Consider the following 26,336-nt stretch of genomic DNA (forward strand, 5'->3'; position numbering starts at 1 on the left):
TATGCGATTTAGATAAGTGCCTTGATATGAATCAATATTCAAATAAAAGCAATGTTGACAGCTTTGCTGGTGTAGTTTTAAAGATTGGTAAAATTTTTATCGAGCGTGATATTAGTCGTGTATGCAGTCAGGCGTTTTAAAAAATGCACAATCCGAGCCAGTTACTGGGTCACAGTAGGTGCAAAGTTCATCGCCATTATCAAGCCTGATTTTTTTGTTATCCAATATAACACCGTCTTTTCTAAGTTCGGAAAGGGCTCTGGAGAAAGATTCTGGCTGCATACCTAAATAAGAGGCGGTGAGGGATTTTGAATAAGGCAGGGTAAAGGTGGCGTTAATTTTGGAGTGCACTAAATACCAGCCAACTTTTTCTTTGGCTGTTTTGAGTTGCAGCACCTCTGCACTTAGCATTAAGCTTTGAACGCTTTCGGCCAAAAACTGGACAATATTAAGTGAGAATTGATGATGAAGAGCCATGGCTTTGGCAACCGCCTCTTGTGGAAAGTAGAACAAAGTTGTGTTCTTAACAAAGTCCGCTGCTACGTTGTAATGGGGTGAAAAGTGCATTGGTGAAACCATGCCTTTTCTATCGACTATCTTTAAAACGATCTCATCGCCACGTTCATCAATTTTTGTTAACTTAAATAAACCATCAAAGTTAATGTATAAATTAGAGTGCTCTTTAGAGTTAAAGGCAACCACTTCACTTTTATGAAACTGCCTGACTTGCAATGTATCAAATAAAGGCTTAAGATCTTCTTTATTTAGATTGTTAAAAATTGGCAGATTGATCAAGTAATTATGGTATCGTTCGAGATGTTTTTTAGTTGGAATCATGAGCCGAATTGTAGCAGAGAAGTAAGCTTGTGGTGTAAATTATTTATGTTTTTCTTGATCCAAATCAAGGGTTTGAGGGTTATTGTTGATACAATTACAACCTCTCCCCGGGGTTTGTCGAAAGACCAACCCCACCCTATTAAATAAAATCCCTGTTGCACTGCCCAGGGATTTTTTATGAGTAAGTAATATGAGTTTGTTTGATTTAGTTTTAATTAAAAAATATGACCGTTCTGGGCCGAGGTACACCTCTTATCCAACGGCCAATAACTTTTCGACGTTCACTCAAGCTGATTATCAAAATCAGGTGACATTAAGCAATGATCGTCAAGGGCCGATTTCACTGTATTGCCATATTCCATTTTGCAATACAGTGTGTTTTTATTGTGGTTGTAATAAGGTTGTCACCAAAGACAAAACCAAAGCTGAACCTTACCTAGAGGCTTTATTTAAAGAAATTGACAAACAGGGCGAGCTTTTTGATTCTAAACGCCAAGTAGAGCAGATGCATTTTGGTGGCGGCACGCCAACTTTTTTATCAAACGAGCAGATTACACGTCTTAGTGAAAAGCTCCAGAGTGCTTTTAACTTTTCAAAAACAGGGGAGTATTCAATTGAAATCGATCCAAGAGGGGTTGATGAGAATACAATTAAAGCCTTAGCTAAAGCACGTTTTAACCGCATTAGCCTTGGCGTACAAGATTTTAATGCTGCCGTACAAAAGGCAGTTAACCGCATTCAAAGTTTTGAGCAAACCAAGTCAGTTATTGATCTTGCTCGAGAGAATGGCTTTAAATCAGTCAGCATTGATTTAATTTATGGACTGCCAAAACAGTCGGTTGAGACGTTTAAAACCACACTTGATCAGGTGAGCGAACTTAGGCCGGATCGAATTTCTTTGTTTAACTACGCACACTTGCCAGAGTTATTTAAGCCACAGCGACGGATTGATGTTTTTGAATTGCCAAGTGCAGATGAAAAATTGGCCATCTTTAAATATTCAATGGATTTTTTGCTTAAACAAGGCTATGTTTATATTGGCATGGATCATTTTGCCCTACCTGAAGATCCATTGGCAATTGCACAACAACAAGGGCATTTATATCGAAATTTTCAGGGTTATTCCACTCATGCTGATTGTGATATTGTTGGTCTAGGATTGAGTTCTATTGGTCAAGTTGGTGACAGTTTTTCGCAGAATGAAAAAAATCTTGAGCAGTATTATCAGCGCATTGAGGCTGGTGAGTTGCCAGTGATTAAGGGTCAGACAATTAATGCAGACGATAAAATTAGGCGCGCGGTTATTATGGATTTAATTTGCCATTTTGGATTGGATTTTTCCAAGGTAGAGCGGGCCTTTGATATTAGCTTTAATGAGTACTTTGCAGATTCATTAATTGAGCTAAGTGAAATGCATGCCGATGGGCTTTTACAGCTTGATGAGCACTCAATCAAAGTGCAAGAAAAAGGCAAACTCTTGATTCGTAATATTTGCATGGTGTTTGATGCCTACTTAGCCAGTAGTAAAACTCAATTTTCTAAAACTATCTAATAACGTCGAAGTCGGCGTCTAGATCTAATACAAAAGTATTTTTATTCAGTTTAGGGTTGAGCATTAGTGCGCTAAAAATCACTTGAATTTTTTGCCCCAACGGGTTTGTTAGCTTAAGAGTGCTAAGCTTGTTGTTACGAAAGCCAAAGCTTAGCTGATTATCTTGATTGGTTTTGTACCAGTTAATATTTGATTCGGTGTGATCGTATTGGGGCAAATTTTCAAGCTGTTCTGGGCGATTAATAAGCCAATATAAAGGTGTATTTTTGAGATCGCCCATGTCACGTTGACTGGCTTGCTCCAGCTCCGTATCAATAAACCATAATTCATGATTATTTAACAGCAGGGTTTGCTCAATTGGCGTATCCGTTTGCCAAATAAAAGAGGCCGGGCGTTTAAAATATAGATGACCAGAAGTCTCGGTTAACAGTCTGTTTGAGTCATCGTAAGTTTGTTGGGTAAAGCCTGAACTTAGTGTTTCAAACGAATTAAAAAAATCACTAAATTCAGTATCAGCTGTGACTGTACTGGAAAAACAGACGGCCAGTACAATTAGAAAGTTAGTCATTCGTATTGATCGGCTCTGGGGCGAGTACCTGTCGATTACCCGCGCTGTTCATGGTGCTAACAACGCCTGCTGACTCCATATCTTCAATAATGCGTGCCGCTCGATTATAGCCAATGCGCATACGGCGCTGCAAACTTGAAATAGAAGCGCGACGTGATGAAGTGACAATTTGCACAGCTTCATCATACAGTGGGTCCGCCTCTCCACCCGCTGTTGAGGTTGTACCACCCGTACCTTCATGAGAGCCTTGGGATTCACTGTGTGCATTTAAAATGCCATCTAGGTAGTTGGTTTCTGAGCTTTCTTTCAAAAAATTGACCACGCGTAAAATCTCATCATCATCAACAAAGGCGCCGTGTACACGAGTGAGATGCGCCATGCCGGGGCTCATGTAAAGCATGTCGCCCATGCCTAGCAATTGTTCAGCGCCACCTTGATCGAGAATGGTGCGAGAATCTACTTTTGAAGAAACCTTGAAGGCAATACGTGTTGGTACGTTGGATTTGATAAGGCCAGTAATCACATCAACACTTGGGCGTTGAGTGGCAATAATAATATGAATACCAGCAGCACGTGCTTTTTGTGCTAAACGCACAATGAGAGCCTCAACACGCTTAGCTTTAGCACGGTCTTCCTGGGCCAGTGCGCCCAACATATCAGCATATTCATCAATCACGAGCATGATCAGTGGCAGCGCCTCTAGTTCGGCAGCGCTTTCTCCTTCTGCTGCAGTATTTTTATTAAAGCTTGGATCTAATAATGGCTCGCCTTTTTCTTTAGCTTTTTTCAATTTTTCATTAAAGCCATCAATATTACGCACGCCAAACTTAGCCAGCAATGAATAACGACGTTCCATTTCATTTACACACCACCAAAGTGCTGAAGCCGCTTCATTCATGTCGGTCACAACAGGGGTTAGTAAGTGCGGAATATCTGCATAAATTGCCAGTTCGACAATTTTAGGATCGATCATGATAATGCGCACCTCGTCCGGCTTGGCCTTATAAAGTACGCTTAAAATCATCGCATTTAAACCAACCGATTTACCCATTCCTGTAGCGCCAGCTACCAGTAAGTGAGGCATTTTTGCCAAGTTGGCAACAATAGGGTTGCCATTAATATCTTTACCTAGACCCATAGAAAGTGTTGAACTTGATTTGGCAAAGGCTTCAGAGGCGAGCACTTCTTTAAGGCTGATCATTTCACGCACCTCATTAGGAATTTCTAGCCCAATAACAGGTTTTCCAGGAATAACATCAACAATACGCACACTTTCAACTAACAGGGCGCGAGCTAAATCCTTATTAAGGTTCATGATTTGTGACACTTTAACGCCAGGCGCCAAAGACAGCTCAAATTGGGTTACTACTGGCCCTGGTGTTACAGTGGTGATGGTGACATCAAAGCCAAAATCCTTAAGCTTTACTTCAACTTGTCGAGACATGTCTTCCAGTACTTGTTCAGAAAACCCGCTGGTATTATTGGCGGGCTCATCTAGCAAGTCTAGGCTAGGCAATCCAGCCACTGTTGCAGTATTGAATAGATTTGAAGAGGTGGGTTTTTTGATTTTTTTAACTTTAGCTGCTTTCACTTTAGCAACTACACTTGGCTTAATTGTTGGCTTAGGCGTGATTTTAATCTTCTCTTGTTGATTGAGTTTTGATTTGGCACGCTGTTGTTGAATTTTGGCAAAAAAGACACCCAGAGTGCTGCTAGTAGAAGAGAAAATATTAATCCAAGAAGTACTAGCAACAATACTAAAGCTCACCATCATAATGCCTAGATAGACAATGAGCGAAGCACTCCCAAATAGCACGCCAAAATAGTCATGCATGCTAACCCCTAAGTAACCGCCAGAGGCTCCAGTATTTGTGAAATTCTGAGCAAGAAAGGCACTACTAAAGGCAATTAAAATAAGCAGTGCAAAGTTGCGAATCAAGATCATTAACTTGGGTGGCTTGGGCTGTTCTGCATTTTTATGTACACACCAGCCAAACCAGGCTAATGAAATCGGAATAATATAAGCGCTAAAGCCAAGAATAGATAAAGAGATGTCACTTAAATAAGCACCAAAAATGCCAGCTAAATTGGCAACGGATGCATCAAGCGCCACATCACCAGACCAGGGGTTTTCATGCGGAGAGTGGGTGAGCAATGCCGATAAATAAATAAGTCCAATAGCGCCCAGTACGATGAATAGTATCTCGCTACTGGCTTTTGTACGTGGACTTTGTCGGTTTTTTTTGGCTTTAATTGAGGTATTTTTTTTCAAGGAGATTTGCGCTTGCTTTATAATGTTTAAATCTAAAAGACTGATTTTGGTCTGGCTATAAGTATAAAGGATTGAAGCATAAATGAGTGAAAATAAACATTGTAAGGTATTGATTGTAGGCTCGGGTCCTGCGGGTTATTCAGCGGCAGTTTACGCTGCGCGTGCAAATTTAAACCCAGTCATGGTGAGTGGCATGGAGCAAGGTGGTCAGCTAATGACAACCACTGAGGTGGATAACTGGCCAGGTGACGATGCAGGTGTTCAAGGTCCAGACTTAATGGAGCGTATGAAAAAACACGCTGAACGCTTTAACACTGAAATTATTAATGATTACATTACCTCGGTTGATTTTACAAAGCGTCCATTTACTTTGACTGGTGGTGCTATCACGTATACAGCAGATTCAGTTATTATTGCCACTGGTGCATCAGCACGATACTTGGGCCTGGAATCTGAAGAGGCTTTTAAAGGTAAAGGTGTGTCGGCTTGTGCAACTTGTGATGGATTTTTCTATCGAGGTCAAAAGGTTGCGGTTGTTGGTGGTGGTAACACCGCTGTTGAAGAGGCGCTATTTCTATCTAATATCGCTGATCATGTTACGATTGTTCATCGCGGTGAAAAATTCTCCAGTGAAAAAATTCTTTCTGACCAGCTGATTGAAAAGTCAAAAACCGGCAACATCACTATTGAATACAATCAAAATTTAGACGAAGTTCTAGGCGATAATATGGGTGTTACTGGATTACGCTTAAAAAGTAATGATGGTAACACTAAAGAGATTGATGTACACGGCGTGTTTATTGCCATCGGCCACACACCAAATACCGGTATTTTCGAAGGCCATCTTGATATGAATCATGGCTATTTACAAGTTCAGAGCGGCACACAAGGTAATGCAACACAAACTTCAGTTGAAGGCGTATTCGCAGCGGGCGATGTGGCAGACCATATTTATCGTCAGGCAATCACCTCTGCTGGCTCTGGCTGTATGGCGGCTTTAGATGCTGAGAGATTTTTAGGCGAATAGTTTTTATTAAGAGTTAGATTTTTTGGTATAATTCTGACTTTTACGGCCGCATAGCTCAGTTGGTAGAGCAAGGGATTGAAAATCCCTGTGTCCCTAGTTCAATTCTAGGTGCGGCCACCATATTTCATAAAAAAGCGCACTTTGATGCGCTTTTTTATTGTCTTGAGAAGGGTCATTACGCAACAAGACTTACGCTTCAAGCCCAAAAAACATTAAATTTGACCGATTGTGCTGTTGTCAGATTATCTATATTAGTAAATTATAATATTATTAACTTGACATATTATGTTTTCGTGATATAATAGTTCACATGTCGACACTCTCCCCCAAGAATTATTCTCTCCTCAAGAGATAAGGTGTCGGCATACTAATTTAACTGAGACAAACATTATGAAAACAATCTTAAACATTCTTGCTATGACACTATTATCAGCCAATGCTTTTGCTGATATGTCAACGCCTTATGGTGTGTTTAATCCGTTAGCCATGTTTGAAAATTCAGTACATAAAAAAACACACCTAGCGAATTCTGCATTCTACAACTATGGTAATCGAGGCTATGATTTTGTGGTTGATAACGCACCTGCGTTAGCACCAACATTGCCAACGCAGGTGGCAAGACTAGATCGTTAAGCGCTAGTAGACAACTGCTGCGTTAATCGCAACCGTGCTAGGCATGACTAGCAAATCACTTTTAACACGAATATCGAGATGATCTTTTTCTGGTTTGTTTAGCATTCTAGCAGTGAAAGTGTTGTCGTTAAAAGAGAGTTTGACTCGATAGCCTTTTAACACTTTGGCTGTTTTTTTCTGATAACTCATATTCCAACAATTACGAGCACCAGAAGCACAGGGCGCTGTTACCTTCTCTAGGGTGTAATTCATGTAAATTGGCTCTACATTGACAACATTTGCTTGAATGATTTCAGTATTGTGCATAGTAGCAGTAGCACTACCGATTAAAGCTGTAAACAGAGCGATAATGGTAACAATTTTTTGAATAGGGAGTTGCATTAATTACTTGGCCTTTTTTAAAATAAATTATAAAGTATATTATATTTTTCTAATATTATGGTATAATAATAATTAGAAGATCATTATTCTCTCCCCCGAGATATATTTAATGATTTTCTATTAGGTAGTCGTTTTTTTTATTCTCCTCAAGTTTAGTTAGGCGGCTACCTCCTCCTCAAGATTTAATCCCCTTATGGGTGTGCCATGATATACACTTGCAACAGCTTTGCAACACTATCATTAGGGCATAATTTTATGATATTGTTATATTATCAGTACCTAAAGTTTTTAAACGTACGCAGCAGCAGCGTTTTAGGCGATTAGTGCAGTGTTTCTGTGCTGATATAGTCTTGCTTAGAAGGCTGTAAAGTCTCCTGAATTAGCAGGGTTCCCATGCGTACAAACTCGATAATTTCATTAAGATCCTGTGCGTTTTGCTCGGTATCGAGAACGTCAGCATCAAGCTTTGAAATTTCAGAAAGATCTTTAATCATTTCTAACGCATCTTCATCGGTAGTTGAAACCTTTTGCAAGCCTAATCCGACCAAATAACCTTGGCACCATTCGATCAGAGTGTTAGCTTGTTCGCCCAGTCTTGAGTCTTCATCAGCAATTAATAGTTGAAAATCAAGGGTGGCGTCATTTAGTTGGGATAGTGTTTCATTAAATATTTGCGCCAATCCTTCATGAGCAGATTTTTCATTAAGATTGTCCAGGTCGATACTCACCAGTACTTCATTAAGCCAATCATCTAGACTTAGGTCAGGCTTAACGCAGGCAAAGCCGCATAATATGCCGTGCGCACTGGAGATGGTGTCGTCGGTATTGAGATGGTGCAAGGTGGATTTAAAGGTGTCGTAATCTAATGGGTTATTCATGAGTTTTGAGCTAATGTTTGCATAACAGCCATGCGCACTGCAATACCGTTAGTGACTTGTTGCAAAATAATGGATTGTGAACAATCGGCAACCGTGGAGTCGATCTCAACACCTCGGTTGATTGGCCCTGGATGCATAACTAGGCAGTCTTTTTTGGCTAGTGCTAAGCGTTCTGGTGTAAGGCCGTAATGGTCAAAATATTCTTGTTCATTAGGAATGTCAGCTTCAATCATGCGCTCTTTTTGTAGGCGTAGAACAATAATAACATCACAATCTTTGAGCCCGATATCGATATTATCAAAACATTTAACCGCCTCACAGCGGCTTGAATCATGCTGTAAGCCTTCAGGGGCAATGAGTCGAATATCGGTTGTTCCTAGCATTTTAAGCGCTTGAATATCTGAGTGAGCAACCCTAGAGTGGGTAATGTCACCAACAATAGCGACTGATAAATTCTTGAAGTTTTGTTTATGTTGACGAATGCTAAGCATGTCTAATAAAGCTTGCGTTGGATGAGCGTTAATACCATCGCCCGCATTAAGAATTGACACGCCTTCTAGGTGTTGAGCAACATGATGCGGCAGACCTGATTGTTTGTGACGTATGATAAACATATCAATTTGCATGGCTTTGAGCGTATGCATGGTGTCCATCAAGGCTTCGTTTTTCTTTAATGCTGAGTTGGCTAAATCAACGTTAATGACATTAGCACTGCTACGCATCGCTGCAATTTCAAAAGTATTTCTGGTTCTGGTTGATGGCTCAAAAAATAAGTTAGCAACCGACATATCATCCAAAGCTTTTGATTTTTTAAGTCTGCCTTTGTTGTCAATCAGACTATCGGCCTTATCAAGAATATCAATTAAGTAGGATTTGGGTAGATTTTCAAGGCCTAAAAGATGGATTAACTTGCCAGAGTCGTCCAGCTGGGATTGGTTGCTAATCAAATCTTTTTTCATGAATCTCCTAACCAGGTTTGTAATATCAGCGCTGCTGAGAGTTTGTCCACCTCACCACGGCTTGCGTTTTTGTGATGGTGGTTATATTTTAATTGTTTTTTGGCTTCGTTTGATGATAAATACTCATCCACAAAAACCGTGTCAATATTGTATCTTGCGCTGAGTTTACGGCCAAAAGATTTGGCAATAAAAGTCATCTCCTGTTCTTTGCCATCTTGATCATACGGTACGCCAACAATAAATAAATCAGCCGTATGCTGGGTGATAATGTTGTCAAATCCTACCCAGTTGGTGGCGCCATTTTTATGGTGTGAGACAACATCAAGGCCAGCGGCTTGCGAGGTTAGGCTGTTGGCAATAGCAACGCCAGTGCGCTTGGTGCCAACATCAAAGCCTAGGTATGTTTTGATATTCATTTGAGTTGCTGTAAGAGTTGATAGCCCACGTAGCCATCAATTGGCTGTTTGTGGGCGCGTTGGTATTCACGTACTGCATTGCGTGTTTTGGGGCCTGATATGCCATCCGGCTCCCCTGTGTCAAATCCAAGTTGGTTTAGCGTGGTTTGTATGTGCATAATATTGTCACGACTTAGAGAAGGCTCTTTAATGGGGGTTGCATATAATTTACTGGTGCCGGCTAATCTGTCGGATAAATGACCTACAGACAGAGCGTACAAAATAGAATGGTTCCAGCGCAAAATTGCACGAAAATTTTGATAAGCTAAAAAAGCGGGCCCTTGATAACCCATGGGTAATATCAGTGAGGCACTCATGGTGGATTTGGGTAGTGATTGGCCGTTGGCTGTTTTTACTCCCAAGGCGCGCCATTCATTAACTGTTTTTTTAACACTGAGTGTTGCCAATTGGTAATCAAAAGAAGATGGAATGCTAACTTCTCTACCCCATCGTTGTCCTCGTTTCCAGCCGATTTTTTGTAAGAAGTTAGCTGCACTAGCAAAGATGTCCTGGGTGTTATCCCATAGACCAATTTTTCCATCTTTATCAGCATCTACGCCGTAAGCTGCAACATTGGTTGGCATAAATTGAACATTGCCCATTGCTCCCGCCCAAGAGCCTTTGGCATCAGCTGGAATCTTATCGTCATCAATTAGTTTTAATAGTGTTAATAGTTGTTGAGTAAAAAATGCTCGGCGTCGCTGGTCATAGCTAAGTGTGGCTAGAGATCGAACCAGGCTTAAGTTGCCCATATAACTACCATAGTTGGTTTCTAATCCCCAAAAGGCGACAACAATATGAGGCGGAACGCCATAGTGTTGGTAGTTTTCCTGCAGTGTTTTTTGATGTAGTTTAAGTTTTTGAGCGCCCTTATTAAGGCGATACTCGCTAACTCTAGAGCCTAAATAGCGCCAAAAATTTTGGCTAAACTCAGCCTGGGTTTGATCCAGTTTGATTACTTTTGGGTTGGGTGTTAGTCCTAAAAAGGCTTGGTCAAGTGTGGCGTCAGAGATGCCCTGAGCAGTCGCTTGTTGGCGAATATCCAGCAAGAATTCTTTAAAGCTTTGGCTCTCAGGCACGAGTTTTGGTGCTAGGGTATCATTGGCAAATACCGAGTAAGAGAATAACAAGCAAATAAGCAATCTAAACATGACAAAATTATAATGCCTAAGCTGTTCACTATCCTTGTCTTTTTAGGGCTAAGTGCTTGCCAGTCTGCCGATCAAAATGATGAAGTTGAAGGGCGTACTATGGGGACAAGCTATAGTATTAAAGCTCAGACTATCAAGATTGATCAGCATCAGATTGATCAGCGCTTGAAGCAAATTAACCAAATTTTTTCTAGCTGGGATCAAAATTCAGAGCTGTCCGCATTAAATCGTCAACCCGTTGGGGGAGTGGCGGATATCTCAACTGACATGTCCTTTGTCTTGAGTGAGGCAGTTAGTTTACATGGTCAAACAAGTGGTTTTTTTAATCCTGGAATGGGTCAACTTATTGATGTGTGGGGTTTTGGAGTGGCTGATGTTAAGCATAAGCCCAGTCGATCAGAGATTGCTAAAGCATTAAACAACTCCCTTATTGAGCAATTAAAGTTAAGCAAATTAAAACTTGAAAAAAGTGCAGACATACAGCTTAATTTATCAGCTATTGCCAAGGGCTACGCTGTGGACGAAATTGCTAAAATATTGAATAATCAGCAGGGCGAGCGGTTTATGGTGGAAATTGGGGGGGAGATTAAAGTTAAAGGAAGCTGGTCAATTGGTATTGAGGCGCCTGTAGGTCAGCCGGCTATTGCTATTAATTTGGTTGATGAGTCTATTGCAACTTCGGGAAATTATCGTCAATATTTTGTTTGGCAGGGTAGGCGCTATGCACATATTTTGGATCCGCATACGGGGCTACCAGTTGACAGCGATCTATTTTCAGCAAGTGTGATCCATAAAAGCAATATGTTGGCGGATGCCTATGCAACAGCAATGATGGCAATGGGCAGTGTTAAGGCCGCTAAAATGGCACGACAACTAAAGCTTAAAACGGTATTAATTTTAAATAAATGTGGTGACCCTTGCTTGTCACAAAATATTATAAAGATTGGATTATGACACCACTTGCAGAAACACTCAGGCCTAAGGATTTGCAAGATTTTTGTGCGCAATCTCACCTATTAAACGATACTCATCCGCTTAAGCAAGCCATTAATAATAAGCAGCTGCATTCAATGATCTTGTGGGGGCCGTCAGGTGTTGGAAAAACCACCTTAGCACGCATTATGTGCGCTCAAATTGAGGGTTATTTTGTGCAATTGAGCGCAGTATTGGATGGCGTTAAGGAGCTTAGAGTAGTCATTGAAAATGCTAAGAAATATCAAAATATAGGTCAACCAACTGTATTGTTTGTGGACGAAATACATCGCTTTAATAAAGCACAACAAGATGCGTTTTTGCCACATATTGAGTCCGGACTGATTACCTTAATTGGCGCTACAACTGAAAATCCTTCGTTTGAGCTTAATCGAGCATTGCTTTCGCGCGTGAGTGTGTATGTGCTTGAAGCGCTTGATGAAATCGGTTTAACGCAAATATTACAACGCTGTTTGGTGCATCTGAATTTGACACTCGATCAACCTTCACAAGATAAAATTGTGGCTAGCAGTAGTGGCGATGCTAGACGCTTGATTAATAGTGTTGAAAAAATTGATCAGGCAAAACTAAGCCCCTTAAATGCACAAAGTATTGGTCAATTTTTACAAGATAAAGTAGCCAGCTTTGATAAGGGTGGCGATATTTTTTATCAGCAATTATCGGCTTTTCATAAGTCGGTGCGCGGATCTTCGCCTGATGGGGCGCTATACTGGATGGCGAGAATGCTGGTAAGCGGTTGTGACCCAAAGACGATAGCCAGACGATTGCTTGCGATTGCCTCAGAGGATATTGGTAACGCTGATCCAAGGGCGCTTGAGATTTCTCTAAATGCTTGGGATGTATACGATCGTTTGGGGGATAAAGAGGGTAATCGAGCCATTGCGCAGGCAGTAGTTTATTGCGCTGTTGCGCCCAAATCTAATGCGCTTTATAAGGCTTTTAATCAAGCCATGGCCGAGGCTAAAGCAACTGGTGATTTGCCAGTACCAAAGCACCTGTGTAATGCACCAACAGAACTGATGAGTGATTTAGGCTACGGACAAGGGTATCGCTATGCCCATGATGAAATAGACGGCATTAGCCATGGTCAAACTTATTTTCCAGAGGGTTTAGGTGAGCTGTGTTATTATCAGCCAACCAATCGCGGGTTAGAGATTAAAATTGCAGAAAAATTGAAAAAAATACGAGGAGAATTATGACGCTATTACCTACTGTTTTAGCCATCGGTACCGGTGCTACCATAGGCGCTACTATGCGTTACTACCTAACTCAGTTTATGAATGCCACAATGGGCTCAGCCTTTCCTTATGGCACCTTAAGTGCCAACATTATCGGCTCTTTTTTAGCAGGCATTTTGGTGGTAATTGTTATAGAAAAAGCAGCCTTAAGCGAGGTTTATAGATTGATGCTGCTAATTGGCTTAACTGGCTCTTTGACAACCATGTCAACCTTGTCTTGGGAATCTGTTGAAATGATTAGCCTGGGGCATTACGGACAGGCTGCAATTAATATTTTATTGAACGTTTTTTTATCGTTAACAGCAGCAGGCGTAGGCGTTGCGTTAACCCGATATTTTTTGCCTAATTAGAAACATTTTGATTTAACCTCTCTTCAATGGCATCGAATAAGGTGGCGGCAATATTAAGATTAAATTGAGTGTCCAGCTCACGAATGCAAGTTGGACTAGTGACATTGATTTCAGTAATATAGTCGCCGATCACATCTAAGCCTACAAACATCAAGCCTTTGGCTTTGAGTGTGGGTGCAATTTGCTCGCATAGGTAGCGATCTCTATCACTTAGTGGTTGTCCAACACCGGTGGCACCGGCCGCTAAATTACCTTTAAAACTGCCTTCAGCCGGCATGCGCGCTAGTGCGTAGTCAATTGGCTTGCCATTAATGAGTAAAATGCGCTTATCTCCTTGGGAGATTTCACTTAAGAACTCTTGAGCCATGATCGGTGTGCTGCCTTGATGTGTAAGGTAGCCTAATACTTCAGTAATGTTATCATCGCCCTGTTCAAGCTTAAAGATATCTTTCCCACCCATGCCATCTAAGGGTTTTACGACACTAATACCTCGTTTTTTAATGAATTTTTTTATTTGCTCCTGGTTACTGCTGACCAGTGTTTTAGCAATACAATGTGGAAAATTAAGTGCAAATAACTTTTCATTAGCGTCGCGTAAAGATTGCGGCTTATTAACAACTAATACTCCATCTTTTTCAGCCTGCTCTAAGAAGTAGGTAGCATAAATGTAATTCATATCAAAAGGTGGGTCTTTACGCATGAGAATGACGTCAAAGTCTTGAAGTGAGCACTCAACTTGGTCTTGTTTTTCATACCAATGCTGAGTATCGTCAAATACTTGGGTTTTGCTACAAGTGGCAAATACTTCGCCATTCTGTGCAAATAAATGATGTGCATCAAAGGTATAAATTTCCCAATTTCTCTTGGTAGCCTCAAGCATCATGGCAAAAGAAGAGTCTTTGTAAGATTTAATATTGTTGATGTCATCCATCAACACAGCGATTTTAATTGGCTTCATGGTGCTTATTATAGTTTATCTAAGCCTGGTTTTTCAAAGCTTGATTTAAGCCGTTGATAAATCATAAAAAATGTGTACAATAAGTTTTTGAGGAGAGATAAAAAATTGGCTTACACAACCCTAACACTAGAACACCCAAAAACTAAAGAGACTAAAATTGCCCCCGTTGGCTTTTCTTGGACGTCTTTATGTTTGTTCTTTTGCCCTGCAATTTATCGACGTGATTGGAAGTCTTTTGCGCTGATGTTCCCCTTGTGTATATTGACCTTAGGCCTTGCTAACATCATGTTTTTCTTTACCTATAATCGATTGTATGTCAAGCATTTACTTTCTCAAGGGTACGAAATAACAGTGCACGGCGTGGGTAGTGTTAGCCAATCTCACTTATAGTATTATTCTAGAATAAGTAAAAATAGACTAGACAAACACTTAATAACAGCGTATCATCTCGCCACTTTAGTGCGGGGTGGAGCAGTTCGGTAGCTCGTCGGGCTCATAACCCGAAGGTCATAGGTTCAAATCCTGTCCCCGCTACCAAATCAAGTCTTTTTTGGTTATTTATAATCATTAAAGCAAGCAAAGACCCCCTTTTTAGGGGGTTTTTGTTATGTAATAAAAAGTGATTTAGTAGTAGTTATATTGGCAAACAAGCCAAGACTTTAGTTACCTAGATAAAAATGTTTAACAATAATTAACGGCAAAAGATAAATGGCAAAAATGACCGACAAAATTACTGATTTAATAAACCCTGTGCTTGAAGACATGGGTTATGAGTTGGTGGGTGTTGAATATGTTGCTAGCGGTAAGCACAGTACTTTGCGTGTTTTTATTGATACAGATAACGGCATCGGTATTGAGGACTGTGAAAAAGTATCACACCAGCTTAGTGCTATTTTTGATGTTGAAGATCCAATTACCAATCAATATAATTTAGAGGTGTCATCACCCGGTATTGAGAGGCCGTTGTTTCATATTGGGCATTATCAGCGTTTTTTAGGCAACGATATTACGTTGCGTTTGGTTAGGCCACTTAATGGTCAGCGTAAATTTAAGGGCGCTATTGGCAGCGTTAGTGAATTAAATCACAGTATAGAACTGGTAACAGAATTAGGTCCAGTAACTTTGGACATTGATATGATTGAAAAAGCGAACTTGGTCGCTGACTTTTAGGAGAAAAACATGGACGGTAAAGAATTATTTTTAATAGTTGAGGCAATCTCTAATGAAAAAAACATCTCAAAAGAGGATGTTTTTGAATCATTAGAAGAGGCTTTGGCTGTTGCGACCAAAAAACGTAAAGAGATTGACGCCCACGTTGAAATTGACCGTAAAACCGGAGAGTTTCATACATTCAGACAATGGATGGTTATCGATGATAAAGAAAATTTTGTTGATGATGATGGCACGCCGTTTGATTCAGAACTACATATTTATGAGAAAGATGCTAATGGCGTAGCAGTAGATGATTTTGTGCGTGAGCCGATCGAAACAGAAGAGTTTGGCCGTATTGCAGCACAGATTGTTAAGCAAGTTATTATCCAAAAAGTGCGTGAAGCGGAAAGAGAGGTGATCGTTCATGACTACACTCAACGTGTGGGTGAAGTGATCATGGTTACGGTGAAGCGTGTTGATCGCGGTAATGTTTATGTTGACATGGGTGGCGTTGACGGCATGATCTCTAAGTTTGACCTAATTCCTAACGAATCAGTACGAAAAAATGACCGATTAAGAGCTTATATTAAAGAAGTTAAATCATCTGTACGTGGCGCGCAAATTTTCTTATCGCGCACAGTGCCAGAGATGATGATTCAGTTATTTGAAATGGAGGTGCCAGAAATTTCAGAAGGCGTGATTGAAATTATGGGTGGTGCGAGAGATCCAGGACTACGCTCAAAACTTGCGGTTAAAGCAAAGGACAAGCGCCTAGATCCAATTGGATCTTGTATTGGTATGCGTGGCGCACGTGTTCAGGCGGTTTCAAATGAGCTGAACGGTGAGCGTGTTGACATTATCTTATGGGATGAAGATCCTGCGCAATTTGTCATTAATGCAATGGCACCAGCAGAGGTAAGTTCGATTGTTGTTGATGAAGATCGAAATGCAATGGATATTGCAGTTGAAGAAGATCAACTGGCTTTAGCGATTGGTCGTGGTGGTCAGAATATCAAACTAGCAGCGCGTTTAACGGGCTGGAAATTGAATGTTATGTCAACGACAGATGCAGATGAAAAGCAAGCTGAAGAGACTCAAAAAGCAAGCGGTAAACTCGCTGATAAGCTTGGTGTTGATAGTGAAGTAGCTAGTGTACTATTAGAAGAAGGCTTTGCCAGTGTTAGCGACATCGCAGATGCAGATGGTGCAGTGTTGGAAAGTATCGAAGAATTTGATGCCACAATGGTTGAGGAATTACAAGAGCGTGCTGCAGATGCACAGTTAGTGCAAGCGTTAGGTGATGCTGATGCATCTGAGGCATTAATGAGTGTTGAAGGCGTTGATGCCGATCTAGCTGATGCTTTAATTGAAGCAGAGATAGCAACCGTTGACGATTTGGCAGAATTATCTATTGATGAGCTGCTAGAGATTCAAGTTATGGACAAAGAAAAAGCCTCAGGTGTTATCATGACAGCAAGAGAAAACGAAGGATGGTTTGATTAAGAACGATAGTTAGTAAGAAGCGTTCATTTAATCATTATAAAAACAGGCAAGCATTATGGCACATACAGTTGAAACATTATCCAAACTACTGAAAAAAACACCCGATGAAGTAATCACTATTCTTACCAATGCCGGTATTAAAGGCAAGCAGGCAGATTCTAGCATTTCTGCTGAGGAAAGAAAGATTCTAATGGGTAGCTTGTCGCAGCGATCTTCGAGCAAATCAAGCATGTCGGTTTCACGTAAACCTAGTAGCAAAACCACGAGCAATACAGGCGGTGGAGTTAAGGTACAAGTTAAGAAAAAACGGGTTAAGGCAGTGGCTGCTGTTGAAGCAGAAACTGGTGTTAATGAAGCGGCATTAGCAGCACAAGCGGCACTTGATGCAGGGCGTGACGCGGATGAAAAGTTATTAGCACAAGATGCAAAACGTTTAGAAATGATTCGCTTACAACAAGAGCAAGTCGAAGCATTAAAAACACAAAAAGAGGCGGCTAACAAGCAGCAGGAAGTTGTTAAAACAGAAGAAAAGCCAGTCCAGAAAGCCAAAGAAGAGAAGCCGGTAGAAAAGACAACAGAAGAGAAAAAGCCTCAGCGTTTGCGTAATACAGCAAATAATAAAGCGCCTGGACGCAAGCAATTGCACGTTGCTAGACACAATCCGAACCGAAAACTGAAGAAGAAAGATAGAACTCGATTAAGCCAAAAAACTCAGGAAGAGCAAGCACAGCACGGTTTTCAAAAGCCAGTTGAAAAGGTTATGCACGACATTGCCGTTCCAGAAACTATTAAAGTGAGTGATCTGGCTCAAAAAATGACCACCAAGGCTGGTGAAGTACTGAAAGTGTTAATGGGCATGGGTGTGATGGCCACTTTGAATGATGTTATTGATCAAGACACCGCTTTGCTGGTTGTTGAAGAAATGGGTCACAAAGGTGTTGCGAGTGTTGAAGAGACAATTGAAGACACACTGATTGAAAAGTCAAAGCCAACAGGCAATGAAAGCCTTAGACCACCAGTGGTTGCTATTATGGGCCACGTTGATCATGGTAAGACATCATTACTTGACTATATTCGTAAAGCCAAAGTAGCCGATGGTGAAGCGGGCGGTATTACTCAGCATATTGGCTCGTACCAAGTTGATACGGACAATGGCAAGATTACTTTTATTGATACTCCGGGACACGCGGCATTTTCAAAAATGCGTTTACGCGGTGCTAATGCGACTGATATTATTATTTTGGTTGTGGCTGCGGACGACGGCGTTATGCCACAAACTATCGAATCAATTAAGCACTCTAAAAAGGCCGGTGTTCCGGTTATTGTTGCGATCAATAAGATCGACAAAGAGGGTGCAGATCTAGATAAGATTAAGCAGGTGTTATCAACACATGACGTGATTTCAGAAGATTGGGGTGGCGATGTGATGATGGTGCCAGTATCTGCTCATACCGGTGAAGGTATTGATGCACTACTTGAGGCAATTACATTAACGGCTGAAGTGTTAGAATTTTCAGCAGTTGTTAAAGGCCCTGCAAACGGTATTGTATTGGAAGCTCGTTTAGAAAAAGGTCGTGGTAAAGTAACCACCATCTTAGTACAATCAGGCACTTTAAAGAAAGGCGACATTATGATTGCCGGCCTAGAGTATGGCAAGGTTAAGCAAATTGTTAACGACCAAGGCAAGGTGCTTAAAGAAGCTGGCCCATCATCCCCAGTTGAGGTGCTAGGCTTGTCTGGCGTACCAAATTCTGGTGATGAAGTGTTGGTGGTAGAAACTGAGCGTAAGGCGCGCGAAGTAGCTGACTTTAGAAAAGCTAAAGAACGCGAAGCAGAATTACAAAAACAACAAGCATCTAAAATGCAAGACTTCTTACAGAAAATGGAAGAAGGTGATGTGTCAACAGTTAACGTTTTACTTAAGTCTGATGTTCGTGGTTCGGCTCAAGCATTGGTTGAAGCGTTAGAAGAATTATCAACTGATGAGGTTAGAGTGAAGGTGGTCTCAAGTGGTGTGGGCGGTATTAATAATACTGACATTACCTTGGCAGCTACTTCAGGTGCGCTAGTACTTGGTTTTAACGTTCGTGCTGATGCAGTGGCACGCAAAACGGCTGATAGTGAAGGTGTACGTATTGAATACTACTCAATTATCTACAATTTAATTGACGATGTTAAAGCCATCATGAGTGGCTTATTAAGCCCAGCATTGAGTGAAAATATTATCGGTATCGCCAATGTGAAAGATGTCTTTAGATCACAAAAGCTTGGTGATATTGCCGGTTGTATGGTGCAAGAAGGCGTGGTTAGAAAAGACTCGCCAATTCGTGTATTGCGTGATAGCGTGGTTATTTTTGAAGGTGAGCTAGAATCTTTAAGACGCTTCAAAGACGATGTTAAAGAAGTTAAATCAGGTACTGAATGTGGTATCGGTGTTGCGGGCTATAACGATGTCCAGCCAGGTGACCAGATTGAAGTCTTTGAACGTGTTGAAACTGCACGTACTCTATAGCACCAATGGCACAACAGGACTCTTTTAGAATTCAAAGAATTAATGAGTTAGTTCGCCGAGAGTTGGTGACGTTGTTAAAAAATGAAACCAAGGATCCCAGACTGTCTAGCGTTGTAATTACTGATGTGCTAACCAGCCGTGATCTGAGTGCTGCCAAGGTGTACTATACCGCTTCAGAAGAGCATAAGGCCGAGGTAGATCCTTTGCTAAATAAAGCGGCAGGGTTTTTCCGTTCTCGCCTTTCAAAAACGGTTGATTTACGTCATACACCGGCACTAAGATTTATTTTTGATCCTGCACCTAATACTGGTGCAAGAATTGACGACCTACTCTCTAAACTATAACTCTAGCCATGTCACGGCGCAACCCTAAAGGCAGAGATATTAATGGCATTGTCTTATTAGATAAAGACACTGGCTTGAGTTCTAATGCCGCCTTACAAAAAGTTAAACGACTTTTTTTTGCCAAAAAAGCAGGCCATACAGGTAGTTTAGATCCACTAGCCAGCGGCATTTTGCCGATTTGTTTAGGTCAGGCAACCAAAGTAGCTCAGTTTTTGCTTGATGATGATAAGCGTTATTTTGTGCGTGGAAAATTAGGCGAAATAACAGATACGGGCGACTGCGAAGGAGTAGTTACAAAAACTCAAGAATATACTCATTTGGATGAGGCAATTATTAAGCAGGTAGCCATGAGCTTTGTTGGTGATATTTTGCAAGTGCCACCGATGTATTCAGCCCTTAAAAAAGATGGCCAGCCTTTGTATAAACTGGCCAGACAAGGAATAGAAATTGAACGCCCTGCGCGCCCAGTAACCATTCATGCAATTGAGTTTATCAGCTATGAAAAAGGCGTGGTTACGTTAGATGTTAGCTGTTCAAAGGGTACCTATATTCGTAGTTTGATTCAAGATATTGGTGATACATTAGGTTGTGGCGCACATGTTATTGAGCTTAGGCGCACAGGGTTTGCACATATCGATATCAGCAAAACGCTTAAATTTAGCGAGCTAGAAGCGCTTTCTAGCGATGATTATCAATCTCTAGATGCGCATATTTTTCCCAGTGAGGACATGCTGCCAAGTATTCAAAGCGTTACGCTAGTGGCACAGCAATCTATTGACATCAAATATGGACGAACCATTCAGTCAGACTTTAAAGGTGAGCAGCACACGGTTAAGCTATTTGATCTCGATCAACAGTTTTTAGGAATTGGGGAATTAACGCAAGACGGTGTCATTGCACCCAAACGCCTTTTTGTTTAATCTATAATTTAACGTATGAATACGGGAGATAACAAAAAAGACGCACTGGTCGGCTATGGATTCGATGAAGACCTGATGCGTAGCGTAAAAGGTGATGAAGGTCTCAAAGACAGCGTTTACAACCGAGAGAGAACTCAAAGTATTGTTGATGATAATATCGATGAACTAATGGACGTTGTGTTATTTTTGCTTTTATCAACAGGCATTTATCGAATTGTTATCGGCCTGAATAATGGCGAAATCAAAACTTCTTCTGTATTTGATCCATTTAATGTAGAGATTCATCTTGCGGAAGATTTATTGGTTTCAGATTATGTGTTTAATCACTTTGGCATGATTTCCTTAGATGAGAAAGAGGCCTTAATTAAGCGCTATTATCAAATGCTTGAGCATGATCATGCATTTGAGTATTTGTCTGAAGATTGGCAAGCGGCTTTTCATCAGCGCAATGAAAGCATGAAGCAATTGACGGATGAGAAAGAACTTAGATATATTGTTGAGAACATCCCAGAGTTGCGTAATTTGGACGGCTACTATTTGCGTTCAGCTGTAATTAATTTATTTAACTCCACCATTTCTATGTCGTTTAATTGCGACGGTACGCAGATTATGTCGCACAAGAAATTTAGAGAGTTTATCGAAGAATACGTATAGGAAAAAATATGAAAGTTTTAGTAATTGGCGCTGGTGGGCGTGAACACGCACTGGCTTGGCAATGTGCCAAATTTGACACTGTTGAAAAAGTTTTTGTTGCACCGGGTAATGCGGGTACTGAGTTAGAGACTAAGCTAACCAATGTTGATATCGGCGTTGAGGATATCGATGGACTTATTAAATTTGCCCAGGATAATCAAATTGATATCACCATTGTTGGTCCAGAGGCGCCACTCGTCATTGGTGTAGTTGATCAATTTCAAGCGCAAGGATTGGCTATTTTTGGCCCAACACAAAATGCATCACAACTAGAAGGTTCAAAAGCTTTTTGTAAAGATTTCCTAGAGCGCAACAACATTCCAACCGCTTATTACGATGTCTTTACCGAGGTTGAGCCTGCCATTGCTTACGTACAAGAAAAAGGCACGCCAATTGTTATTAAAGCTGATGGATTGGCTGCAGGAAAAGGCGTTATTATTGCCAATACTGAGCTTGAAGCGGTTGATGCTATTAATGACATGCTAGAGGGTAATCGCTTTGGTGAAGCGGGTTCTCGCGTGGTTATTGAAGAATTTTTAGTGGGCGAAGAGGCTAGCTTTATTGTGATGGTGGATGGTGAAAACATCTTGCCAATGGTCACTTCTCAAGATCATAAGGCGCGCGATAATGGCGACAAGGGTCCAAATACCGGTGGCATGGGCGCGTATTCACCTGCACCTATTGTAACGGATCAGATTTTTAAAGAGGTTATGCAGGGTGTTATTCGTCCAACGGTTGATGGCATGGCAGCAGAAGGTAATCCTTACACGGGATTTTTGTATGCAGGCTTAATGATTGACGACCAGGGAAACTCTAAAGTTTTGGAATACAACTGTCGCTTTGGTGATCCAGAAACTCAGCCAATTATGATGCGTTTGCAATCTAACTTGGCAGAGTTATGCTTACTAGCTACTCAAGAAAAACTGAATGAGGCTGACATTAAGTGGGATGCGCGTTCAGCCATGGGCGTGGTATTAGCAGCTAACGGCTACCCTGATGCTTATCCATCTGGAGAGGTTATTGGCTTGCCTGAAGACAGTGCCGAGGCGAAGGTTTTTCATGCAGGAACGAAAATGGATGGCAATAATGTTGTGAGCAGCGGTGGTCGTGTACTTTGTGCAACAGCACTTGGCAATGACACACTTGATGCACAAACAAATGCTTATGACTTATTGTCTAAGATTGATTGGAAAAATTCTTACTACCGAACAGATATCGGCTTTAAAGCCATCAAGTGATCGTTGTTGGGGTTGATGAAGCAGGCCGTGGCCCTTTAGTGGGTTCGGTTGTTGCCGGTGCGGTTGTATTGCCACCTAGCTTTGATCTACCCGAATTAACAGATTCTAAAAAACTTAGTGAGAAAAAACGCGAATCTTTATACGCTCTGATTACCCAGCAGTGCCAATGGGCAGTGGGACAATCTAGTGCCCAAGAAATAGATGAGATCAATATTTTGCAGGCCACTATGCTGGCCATGAAGCGTGCAGTGGAAAACCTAGGGCTTAAATATGATCAAGTTTTGGTCGATGGTAATCGCTGCCCTGATCTACATCATTGCACTGCAATTATTAAGGGAGATTTGACTGAGCCGGTTATTTCAGCAGCGTCTATTATTGCAAAGGTCACACGAGATCGACAAATGCAAGCCCTAGATCGACAGCATCCTCAGTACGGGTTTGCTAAGCACAAAGGCTACGGCACCAAAATACACTTAGCAGCGCTTAAACAACACGGTGCTATTAAAGCTGAGCACCGATTTTCATTCGCACCGATCAAAAGGCTGTCTTAGCTAAAAGGGCGTGCCTTCTGCATTATTACCACCCAAGGCTCTAAGCTCTTGTTTGAGTTTGGCCTTTTTTGCATCTAATGCGGCTTGCTGTTTTTTCAATTCTGCTTTTTTCTGTGCAGCCAACTCTCTTTGGTGGTCACGTTCAATTTCAGCAGCTGGGCGCGTTTTTAAGTAATCAAAACGCTTAACAATTTTGGTTGCCCATTTGGCTTTTTTAGCAGATTTAACTGCCTTATCTGCTTCACGTTGTGTGACTGCACCCATGAGATAAACTGTTTGACTTTCCGTCATGACACGAACCAACGTTGGGTGAAACACTTCTTGGTCGTGGAATAGAGTTTCAACCTGTGCAGTAATAGCAGCATCTTTTGAGCGGCTTAATAGCCCGCTATTTGGGCCAACGGTAATCTCGTTAAACACTTGTTTAATTTTCGGTTCTTGAATTTTTGCCTGTTGAATGGTGTAGTCACGCACAGCATGACTAGGCACTTCGCCAGTGATTAGTACACTTTTGTTATAGACCATAAAATTAAGATGTGCATCTTTTAGTGACACATCTTGGTTTGGCCAAGCCAACATTCTAAACATAATTGTTCTATCATCCAGCACTTCGCCCGCGCTGCGCCTATCATTTGTTGTGGTGATAATGGTGCTAATTGTTGAAGCCCCTTGAATGGCGGGTAGACACCCGGTCAGCATTAAGGAGTTGGCAATTAATATTGTAGCTAGTAGTAATTTTTTCATAAATAATCAGCCTTCAAAGGCATCTTTAATCCAGTTTATTGTAGGATATTTTAAATCAGATTCTAGACCAATAACATCGAACCGACAGATATATTCATCAAACTCATGCTGCTGCTGTAGATAGTGTTGCGCGGTGCGAATAATTTTTAATTGCTTGGCTCGATCAACAGATTCTACAGCCGATCCAAAGTGTGCATTGCGCCGATAACGAACTTCAACAAAAACCAGCACCTGAGTTTGTACATCTAGCATAATAAGATCTATTTCACCAACCTTGGTAAGATAATTTTGTTGAACAAGTGTCAGACCTTGCTGAGTTAGATATTCCAGCGCCACGTCTTCTGCCTGATTGCCAATTTGTCTTTTAATACTAAACATGATCGGAACGCTTTATATTGTTGCCACCCCTATTGGAAATCTTGATGATATCACGTTTAGAGCGGTCGATACCTTAAAGTCGGTTGATGTTATCTTAGCAGAAGATACGCGCCACTCTAAACGCCTGCTTAATCATTATGATCTTAAAACAGAACTACGCGCTTTTCACGAGCACAACGAAAAGCACAAAACTCAAGCGGTAATTGCTGAGCTGCTTGAGGGTAAGAATATGGCATTAATCAGTGATGCTGGCACACCTTTAATCAGCGATCCAGGCTATGTGCTTGTGCGCGAAGCTAAAAAGTCTGGAGTTGTAGTTTCGCCTATTCCAGGTGCAAGCGCCATGATCAGTGCCATGAGTGCAGCTGGCATTGCTAGTGACCAGTTTGGATTTTTTGGATTTTTACCCAACAAACAAACCGCCAGAATCAAAGCCATTCAAGCCATAGCGCACAGTGATCAGAGTGTTATTTTTTACGAATCACCCAAGCGAATTTTGGCTTGTGCCTACGACTTACAAAGTGTTTTGGGCGATGAGAGGATTGTGTGCTTTGCCAAAGAACTAACCAAATCTTTTGAAACCATCAACACCGACACCTTGCCTAATTTAATTAACTATCTAGAGGCAGATCCAGCGCACCAAAAAGGTGAGTTTGTTATTCTTATTTCCAGCATCGATAAAGACAATAAAGTCGCTGGTGAAGAGCAATTAGATACAATATTGCCCATTTTGCTCACAGAAATGGGCGCTTCAAAAGCCGCCAAGCTGGCCGCCAAAATCACGGGCATTGATAAAAAACATTGCTATCAAAGAGCTATTTTGGCTTCGTCTTAATCCTCTTCTACTGTGTTAGCTTCTAAAAAAGACTTAATCTCATAGCTACATCTATGTTCAATCGTCTTTTTTAGAAGCTGCCTTGCAGAAAAGAAAAATACTAGCCAAAAATTCTTTTAGAAACACCCTTGAGTTAAAATGATTAAATGAATTATTACACACGACATATTTTCTTTTGTAACAATGTGCGCAAAGACGGCAAAGCTTGCTGCTCGCAATTAGGCGCTAAAGAAATGTATCGCTACGCCAAAGACAAGTGTCGCGATGCAGGGCAAATGGGCGAGGGCAAAATTGGTATTAGCGAGTCACGCTGTTTAGGCAGGTGTGAGAATGGGCCGGTAGCAGTTGTGTATCCTGATAATGTCTGGTATCAATATATTGATGAAGAAGACATTGATGAAATCATCAATGAGCACTTGATTGCCGGGAAACCTGTTGAACGCTTACAGATTGATTAGTTTTTGATATAAATTACGTACTTTTTGCTCTAAATCGAAAATTTCCAAATTATTTTCAATCACGTCAATTGATAATTGATCAGCCAGTTTTAGCCTGTTTGAATGACTTGTTTGTGCAGAAATAAGTGTTTTTGCACTATTTTTGTCAATTTTTTCACGCTTTATTAGTCTTTTTAGCTGATTTTCCTCATTACACTCAACAATAATGGCTCTATCAAACAAATAAGCTAAGTTTTTCTCCACTAATAGTGGTATTTCAATAATAATAAGCTGTTTTTTGCAATTTTCTATCTCCATTTGCATTTTTTCCAATATTTTTGGATGCAAAATGTCTTCAATCAGCTGTTGATTGGCTTTATTTTTGAGCAAAATTTCTTGTAATATTTTGCGATTTAAGGTTTTATCGACAGTCAAAATATCATCGCCAAAGCAATCAACTAACTCGCTTAATCCTGCACTACCAGGCACAACTACTTGCCGAGAGAGTTCATCCAGGCTAATCACCTCAGCCCCAAGTTGCTCAAACAATTGGGCAACGTTAGATTTTCCGCAGGCGATTCCACCCGTAAGTGCTATTTTCATGGGCTTGATTTTATACCCCAAGGGCAGGCTTTGCGCTCAAATTTATGCATTAGCTATTGACAACTTACGTAAATCTATCGATAATACACGCTCTTTGGTTATGTAGCTCAGCTGGTTAGAGCACGGCATTCATAATGCCGGGGTCGGTGGTTCAAGTCCACCTATAACCACCAT

29 protein-coding genes and 3 tRNA genes are annotated in these 26,336 nt (G+C 41.0%); 20 read left to right on the forward strand and 12 right to left on the reverse strand.

The features are described from left to right. Positions 1–111 precede the first annotated feature (111 nt). Positions 112–837: a Crp/Fnr family transcriptional regulator gene (locus ABNR88_RS04020; RefSeq protein ID WP_291928430.1), complete on the reverse strand. Its 726-nt coding sequence runs from the start codon at positions 835–837 to the stop codon at positions 112–114. A 190-nt stretch (positions 838–1,027) separates the two neighbouring features. Between ABNR88_RS04020 and hemN the strand changes: the two genes are divergently transcribed. Beyond that, positions 1,028–2,389, forward strand: coding sequence for an oxygen-independent coproporphyrinogen III oxidase (gene hemN, locus ABNR88_RS04025; RefSeq protein ID WP_291928432.1), 1,362 nt, complete (start codon positions 1,028–1,030; stop codon positions 2,387–2,389). Here hemN and ABNR88_RS04030 read toward each other — a convergent pair. Together ABNR88_RS04030 and ABNR88_RS04035 are read right to left on the reverse strand one after the other, a co-directional pair. Next, complete coding sequence (locus tag ABNR88_RS04030) at positions 2,382–2,957, reverse strand: outer-membrane lipoprotein carrier protein LolA (RefSeq protein ID WP_291928434.1); 576 nt, start codon at positions 2,955–2,957, stop codon at positions 2,382–2,384. The two genes, hemN and ABNR88_RS04030, sit on opposite strands and share 8 nt — an antisense overlap. Further along, entirely contained in the window at positions 2,950–5,229 is a 2,280-nt protein-coding gene (locus tag ABNR88_RS04035) for a DNA translocase FtsK (RefSeq protein WP_291928436.1), read from the reverse strand. Before ABNR88_RS04035 ends, ABNR88_RS04030 begins: the two co-directional genes overlap by 8 nt. 82 nt (positions 5,230–5,311) lie before the next feature. Here ABNR88_RS04035 and trxB point away from each other — a divergent pair, with 82 nt between their 5' ends. The 3 genes from trxB (at position 5,312) to ABNR88_RS04050 (ending at position 6,889) form a co-directional block, all read left to right on the forward strand. Next, the gene (gene trxB, locus ABNR88_RS04040) at positions 5,312–6,256 is read left to right on the forward strand and encodes a thioredoxin-disulfide reductase (protein ID WP_348670091.1); all 945 of its coding nucleotides are present in this window, start codon (positions 5,312–5,314) and stop codon (positions 6,254–6,256) included. A gap of 44 nt (positions 6,257–6,300) precedes the next feature. Continuing rightward, positions 6,301–6,376 (forward strand) — tRNA-Phe (locus ABNR88_RS04045). Positions 6,377–6,646: 270 nt separating this feature from the next. Then, positions 6,647–6,889, forward strand: a complete 243-nt coding sequence (locus ABNR88_RS04050; protein WP_348670093.1) for a hypothetical protein — start codon at positions 6,647–6,649, stop codon at positions 6,887–6,889. A 3-nt stretch (positions 6,890–6,892) separates the two neighbouring features. Here the strand turns inward: ABNR88_RS04050 and ABNR88_RS04055 are convergent, their stop codons facing one another. The 5 genes from ABNR88_RS04055 to ABNR88_RS04075 all read right to left on the reverse strand — a co-directional run bounded on the left by ABNR88_RS04055 (position 6,893) and on the right by ABNR88_RS04075 (position 10,713). Beyond that, on the reverse strand, positions 6,893–7,270 hold the full coding sequence (locus tag ABNR88_RS04055) for a hypothetical protein (protein WP_291928444.1): 378 nt from the start codon (positions 7,268–7,270) through the stop codon (positions 6,893–6,895). A gap of 320 nt (positions 7,271–7,590) precedes the next feature. Next, on the reverse strand, positions 7,591–8,148 hold the full coding sequence (locus ABNR88_RS04060; RefSeq protein ID WP_291928447.1) for a UPF0149 family protein: 558 nt from the start codon (positions 8,146–8,148) through the stop codon (positions 7,591–7,593). Then, a complete protein-coding gene (locus ABNR88_RS04065; RefSeq protein WP_291928450.1) occupies positions 8,145–9,107 on the reverse strand; it encodes an aspartate carbamoyltransferase catalytic subunit in 963 nt (320 codons plus the stop codon). The genes ABNR88_RS04060 and ABNR88_RS04065 overlap by 4 nt, the downstream gene beginning before the upstream one ends. Continuing rightward, positions 9,104–9,523, reverse strand: coding sequence for a Holliday junction resolvase RuvX (gene ruvX, locus ABNR88_RS04070; RefSeq protein ID WP_291928453.1), 420 nt, complete (start codon positions 9,521–9,523; stop codon positions 9,104–9,106). The genes ABNR88_RS04065 and ruvX overlap by 4 nt, the downstream gene beginning before the upstream one ends. Continuing rightward, positions 9,520–10,713, reverse strand: coding sequence for a lytic murein transglycosylase (locus ABNR88_RS04075; protein WP_291928455.1), 1,194 nt, complete (start codon positions 10,711–10,713; stop codon positions 9,520–9,522). Before ABNR88_RS04075 ends, ruvX begins: the two co-directional genes overlap by 4 nt. Positions 10,714–10,725: 12 nt before the next feature. Here ABNR88_RS04075 and ABNR88_RS04080 point away from each other — a divergent pair, with 12 nt between their 5' ends. From ABNR88_RS04080 to crcB, 3 genes are read left to right on the forward strand one after another with little or no spacing between them, the layout of a single operon-like run. Continuing rightward, positions 10,726–11,667, forward strand: a complete 942-nt coding sequence (locus ABNR88_RS04080) for an FAD:protein FMN transferase (RefSeq protein WP_291928458.1) — start codon at positions 10,726–10,728, stop codon at positions 11,665–11,667. Beyond that, the gene (locus ABNR88_RS04085) at positions 11,664–12,905 is read left to right on the forward strand and encodes a replication-associated recombination protein A (RefSeq protein WP_291928461.1); all 1,242 of its coding nucleotides are present in this window, start codon (positions 11,664–11,666) and stop codon (positions 12,903–12,905) included. Before ABNR88_RS04080 ends, ABNR88_RS04085 begins: the two co-directional genes overlap by 4 nt. Next, the gene (crcB, locus tag ABNR88_RS04090; protein ID WP_291928464.1) at positions 12,902–13,294 is read left to right on the forward strand and encodes a fluoride efflux transporter CrcB; all 393 of its coding nucleotides are present in this window, start codon (positions 12,902–12,904) and stop codon (positions 13,292–13,294) included. The genes ABNR88_RS04085 and crcB overlap by 4 nt, the downstream gene beginning before the upstream one ends. On the opposite strand, the gene gshB is transcribed toward crcB, so the two are convergent. Further along, positions 13,287–14,252: a glutathione synthase gene (gshB, locus tag ABNR88_RS04095; RefSeq protein ID WP_348670095.1), complete on the reverse strand. Its 966-nt coding sequence runs from the start codon at positions 14,250–14,252 to the stop codon at positions 13,287–13,289. The two genes, crcB and gshB, sit on opposite strands and share 8 nt — an antisense overlap. A 105-nt stretch (positions 14,253–14,357) precedes the next feature. Here gshB and ABNR88_RS04100 point away from each other — a divergent pair, with 105 nt between their 5' ends. The 10 genes from ABNR88_RS04100 (at position 14,358) to rnhB (ending at position 23,165) form a co-directional block, all read left to right on the forward strand. Then, complete coding sequence (locus tag ABNR88_RS04100) at positions 14,358–14,642, forward strand: hypothetical protein (RefSeq protein WP_291928470.1); 285 nt, start codon at positions 14,358–14,360, stop codon at positions 14,640–14,642. Between the two features lie 70 nt (positions 14,643–14,712). Then, positions 14,713–14,789 (forward strand) — tRNA-Met (locus tag ABNR88_RS04105). Between the two features lie 171 nt (positions 14,790–14,960). Next, positions 14,961–15,422 (forward strand): ribosome maturation factor RimP, encoded by a 462-nt coding sequence (rimP, locus tag ABNR88_RS04110; protein WP_291928473.1) that lies wholly within the window; start codon positions 14,961–14,963, stop codon positions 15,420–15,422. A gap of 9 nt (positions 15,423–15,431) precedes the next feature. Next, positions 15,432–16,907 (forward strand): transcription termination factor NusA, encoded by a 1,476-nt coding sequence (gene nusA, locus ABNR88_RS04115; RefSeq protein WP_291928476.1) that lies wholly within the window; start codon positions 15,432–15,434, stop codon positions 16,905–16,907. A 55-nt stretch (positions 16,908–16,962) separates the two neighbouring features. Further along, positions 16,963–19,419, forward strand: coding sequence for a translation initiation factor IF-2 (gene infB / locus ABNR88_RS04120; RefSeq protein WP_291928479.1), 2,457 nt, complete (start codon positions 16,963–16,965; stop codon positions 19,417–19,419). Positions 19,420–19,424: 5 nt separating this feature from the next. After that, positions 19,425–19,763, forward strand: coding sequence for a 30S ribosome-binding factor RbfA (rbfA, locus tag ABNR88_RS04125; protein ID WP_291928482.1), 339 nt, complete (start codon positions 19,425–19,427; stop codon positions 19,761–19,763). Positions 19,764–19,771: 8 nt separating this feature from the next. Then, a complete protein-coding gene (truB, locus tag ABNR88_RS04130) occupies positions 19,772–20,683 on the forward strand; it encodes a tRNA pseudouridine(55) synthase TruB (RefSeq protein ID WP_291928486.1) in 912 nt (303 codons plus the stop codon). A 15-nt stretch (positions 20,684–20,698) separates the two neighbouring features. Beyond that, complete coding sequence (locus ABNR88_RS04135; RefSeq protein ID WP_291928490.1) at positions 20,699–21,337, forward strand: hypothetical protein; 639 nt, start codon at positions 20,699–20,701, stop codon at positions 21,335–21,337. A gap of 8 nt (positions 21,338–21,345) precedes the next feature. Further along, positions 21,346–22,614 (forward strand): phosphoribosylamine--glycine ligase, encoded by a 1,269-nt coding sequence (purD, locus tag ABNR88_RS04140; protein ID WP_291928492.1) that lies wholly within the window; start codon positions 21,346–21,348, stop codon positions 22,612–22,614. Then, complete coding sequence (gene rnhB, locus ABNR88_RS04145) at positions 22,611–23,165, forward strand: ribonuclease HII (protein WP_291928497.1); 555 nt, start codon at positions 22,611–22,613, stop codon at positions 23,163–23,165. Before purD ends, rnhB begins: the two co-directional genes overlap by 4 nt. Here rnhB and ABNR88_RS04150 read toward each other — a convergent pair whose 3' ends face one another. Then, complete coding sequence (locus tag ABNR88_RS04150) at positions 23,166–23,909, reverse strand: BON domain-containing protein (RefSeq protein WP_348670096.1); 744 nt, start codon at positions 23,907–23,909, stop codon at positions 23,166–23,168. Positions 23,910–23,915: 6 nt separating this feature from the next. Continuing rightward, positions 23,916–24,290, reverse strand: coding sequence for a YraN family protein (locus ABNR88_RS04155; protein ID WP_291928509.1), 375 nt, complete (start codon positions 24,288–24,290; stop codon positions 23,916–23,918). On the opposite strand from ABNR88_RS04155, the gene rsmI reads away from it, so the two are divergent. Both rsmI and ABNR88_RS04165 read left to right on the forward strand, forming a co-directional pair. Then, entirely contained in the window at positions 24,286–25,122 is an 837-nt protein-coding gene (rsmI, locus tag ABNR88_RS04160; RefSeq protein ID WP_291928502.1) for a 16S rRNA (cytidine(1402)-2'-O)-methyltransferase, read from the forward strand. The two genes, ABNR88_RS04155 and rsmI, sit on opposite strands and share 5 nt — an antisense overlap. 146 nt (positions 25,123–25,268) lie before the next feature. Beyond that, positions 25,269–25,580: a (2Fe-2S) ferredoxin domain-containing protein gene (locus ABNR88_RS04165; RefSeq protein WP_348670097.1), complete on the forward strand. Its 312-nt coding sequence runs from the start codon at positions 25,269–25,271 to the stop codon at positions 25,578–25,580. On the opposite strand, the gene coaE is transcribed toward ABNR88_RS04165, so the two are convergent. Continuing rightward, the gene (gene coaE, locus ABNR88_RS04170) at positions 25,566–26,162 is read right to left on the reverse strand and encodes a dephospho-CoA kinase (RefSeq protein ID WP_291928507.1); all 597 of its coding nucleotides are present in this window, start codon (positions 26,160–26,162) and stop codon (positions 25,566–25,568) included. The two genes, ABNR88_RS04165 and coaE, sit on opposite strands and share 15 nt — an antisense overlap. Before the next feature lie 96 nt (positions 26,163–26,258). Here coaE and ABNR88_RS04175 point away from each other — a divergent pair. Further along, positions 26,259–26,335: transfer RNA gene (locus ABNR88_RS04175), tRNA-Met, on the forward strand. The last annotated feature ends 1 nt before the right edge of the window (position 26,336 follow it).

The organism is uncultured Candidatus Thioglobus sp. (assembly GCF_963981275.1).
GTDB lineage: Bacteria > Pseudomonadota > Gammaproteobacteria > PS1 > Pseudothioglobaceae > Thioglobus_A.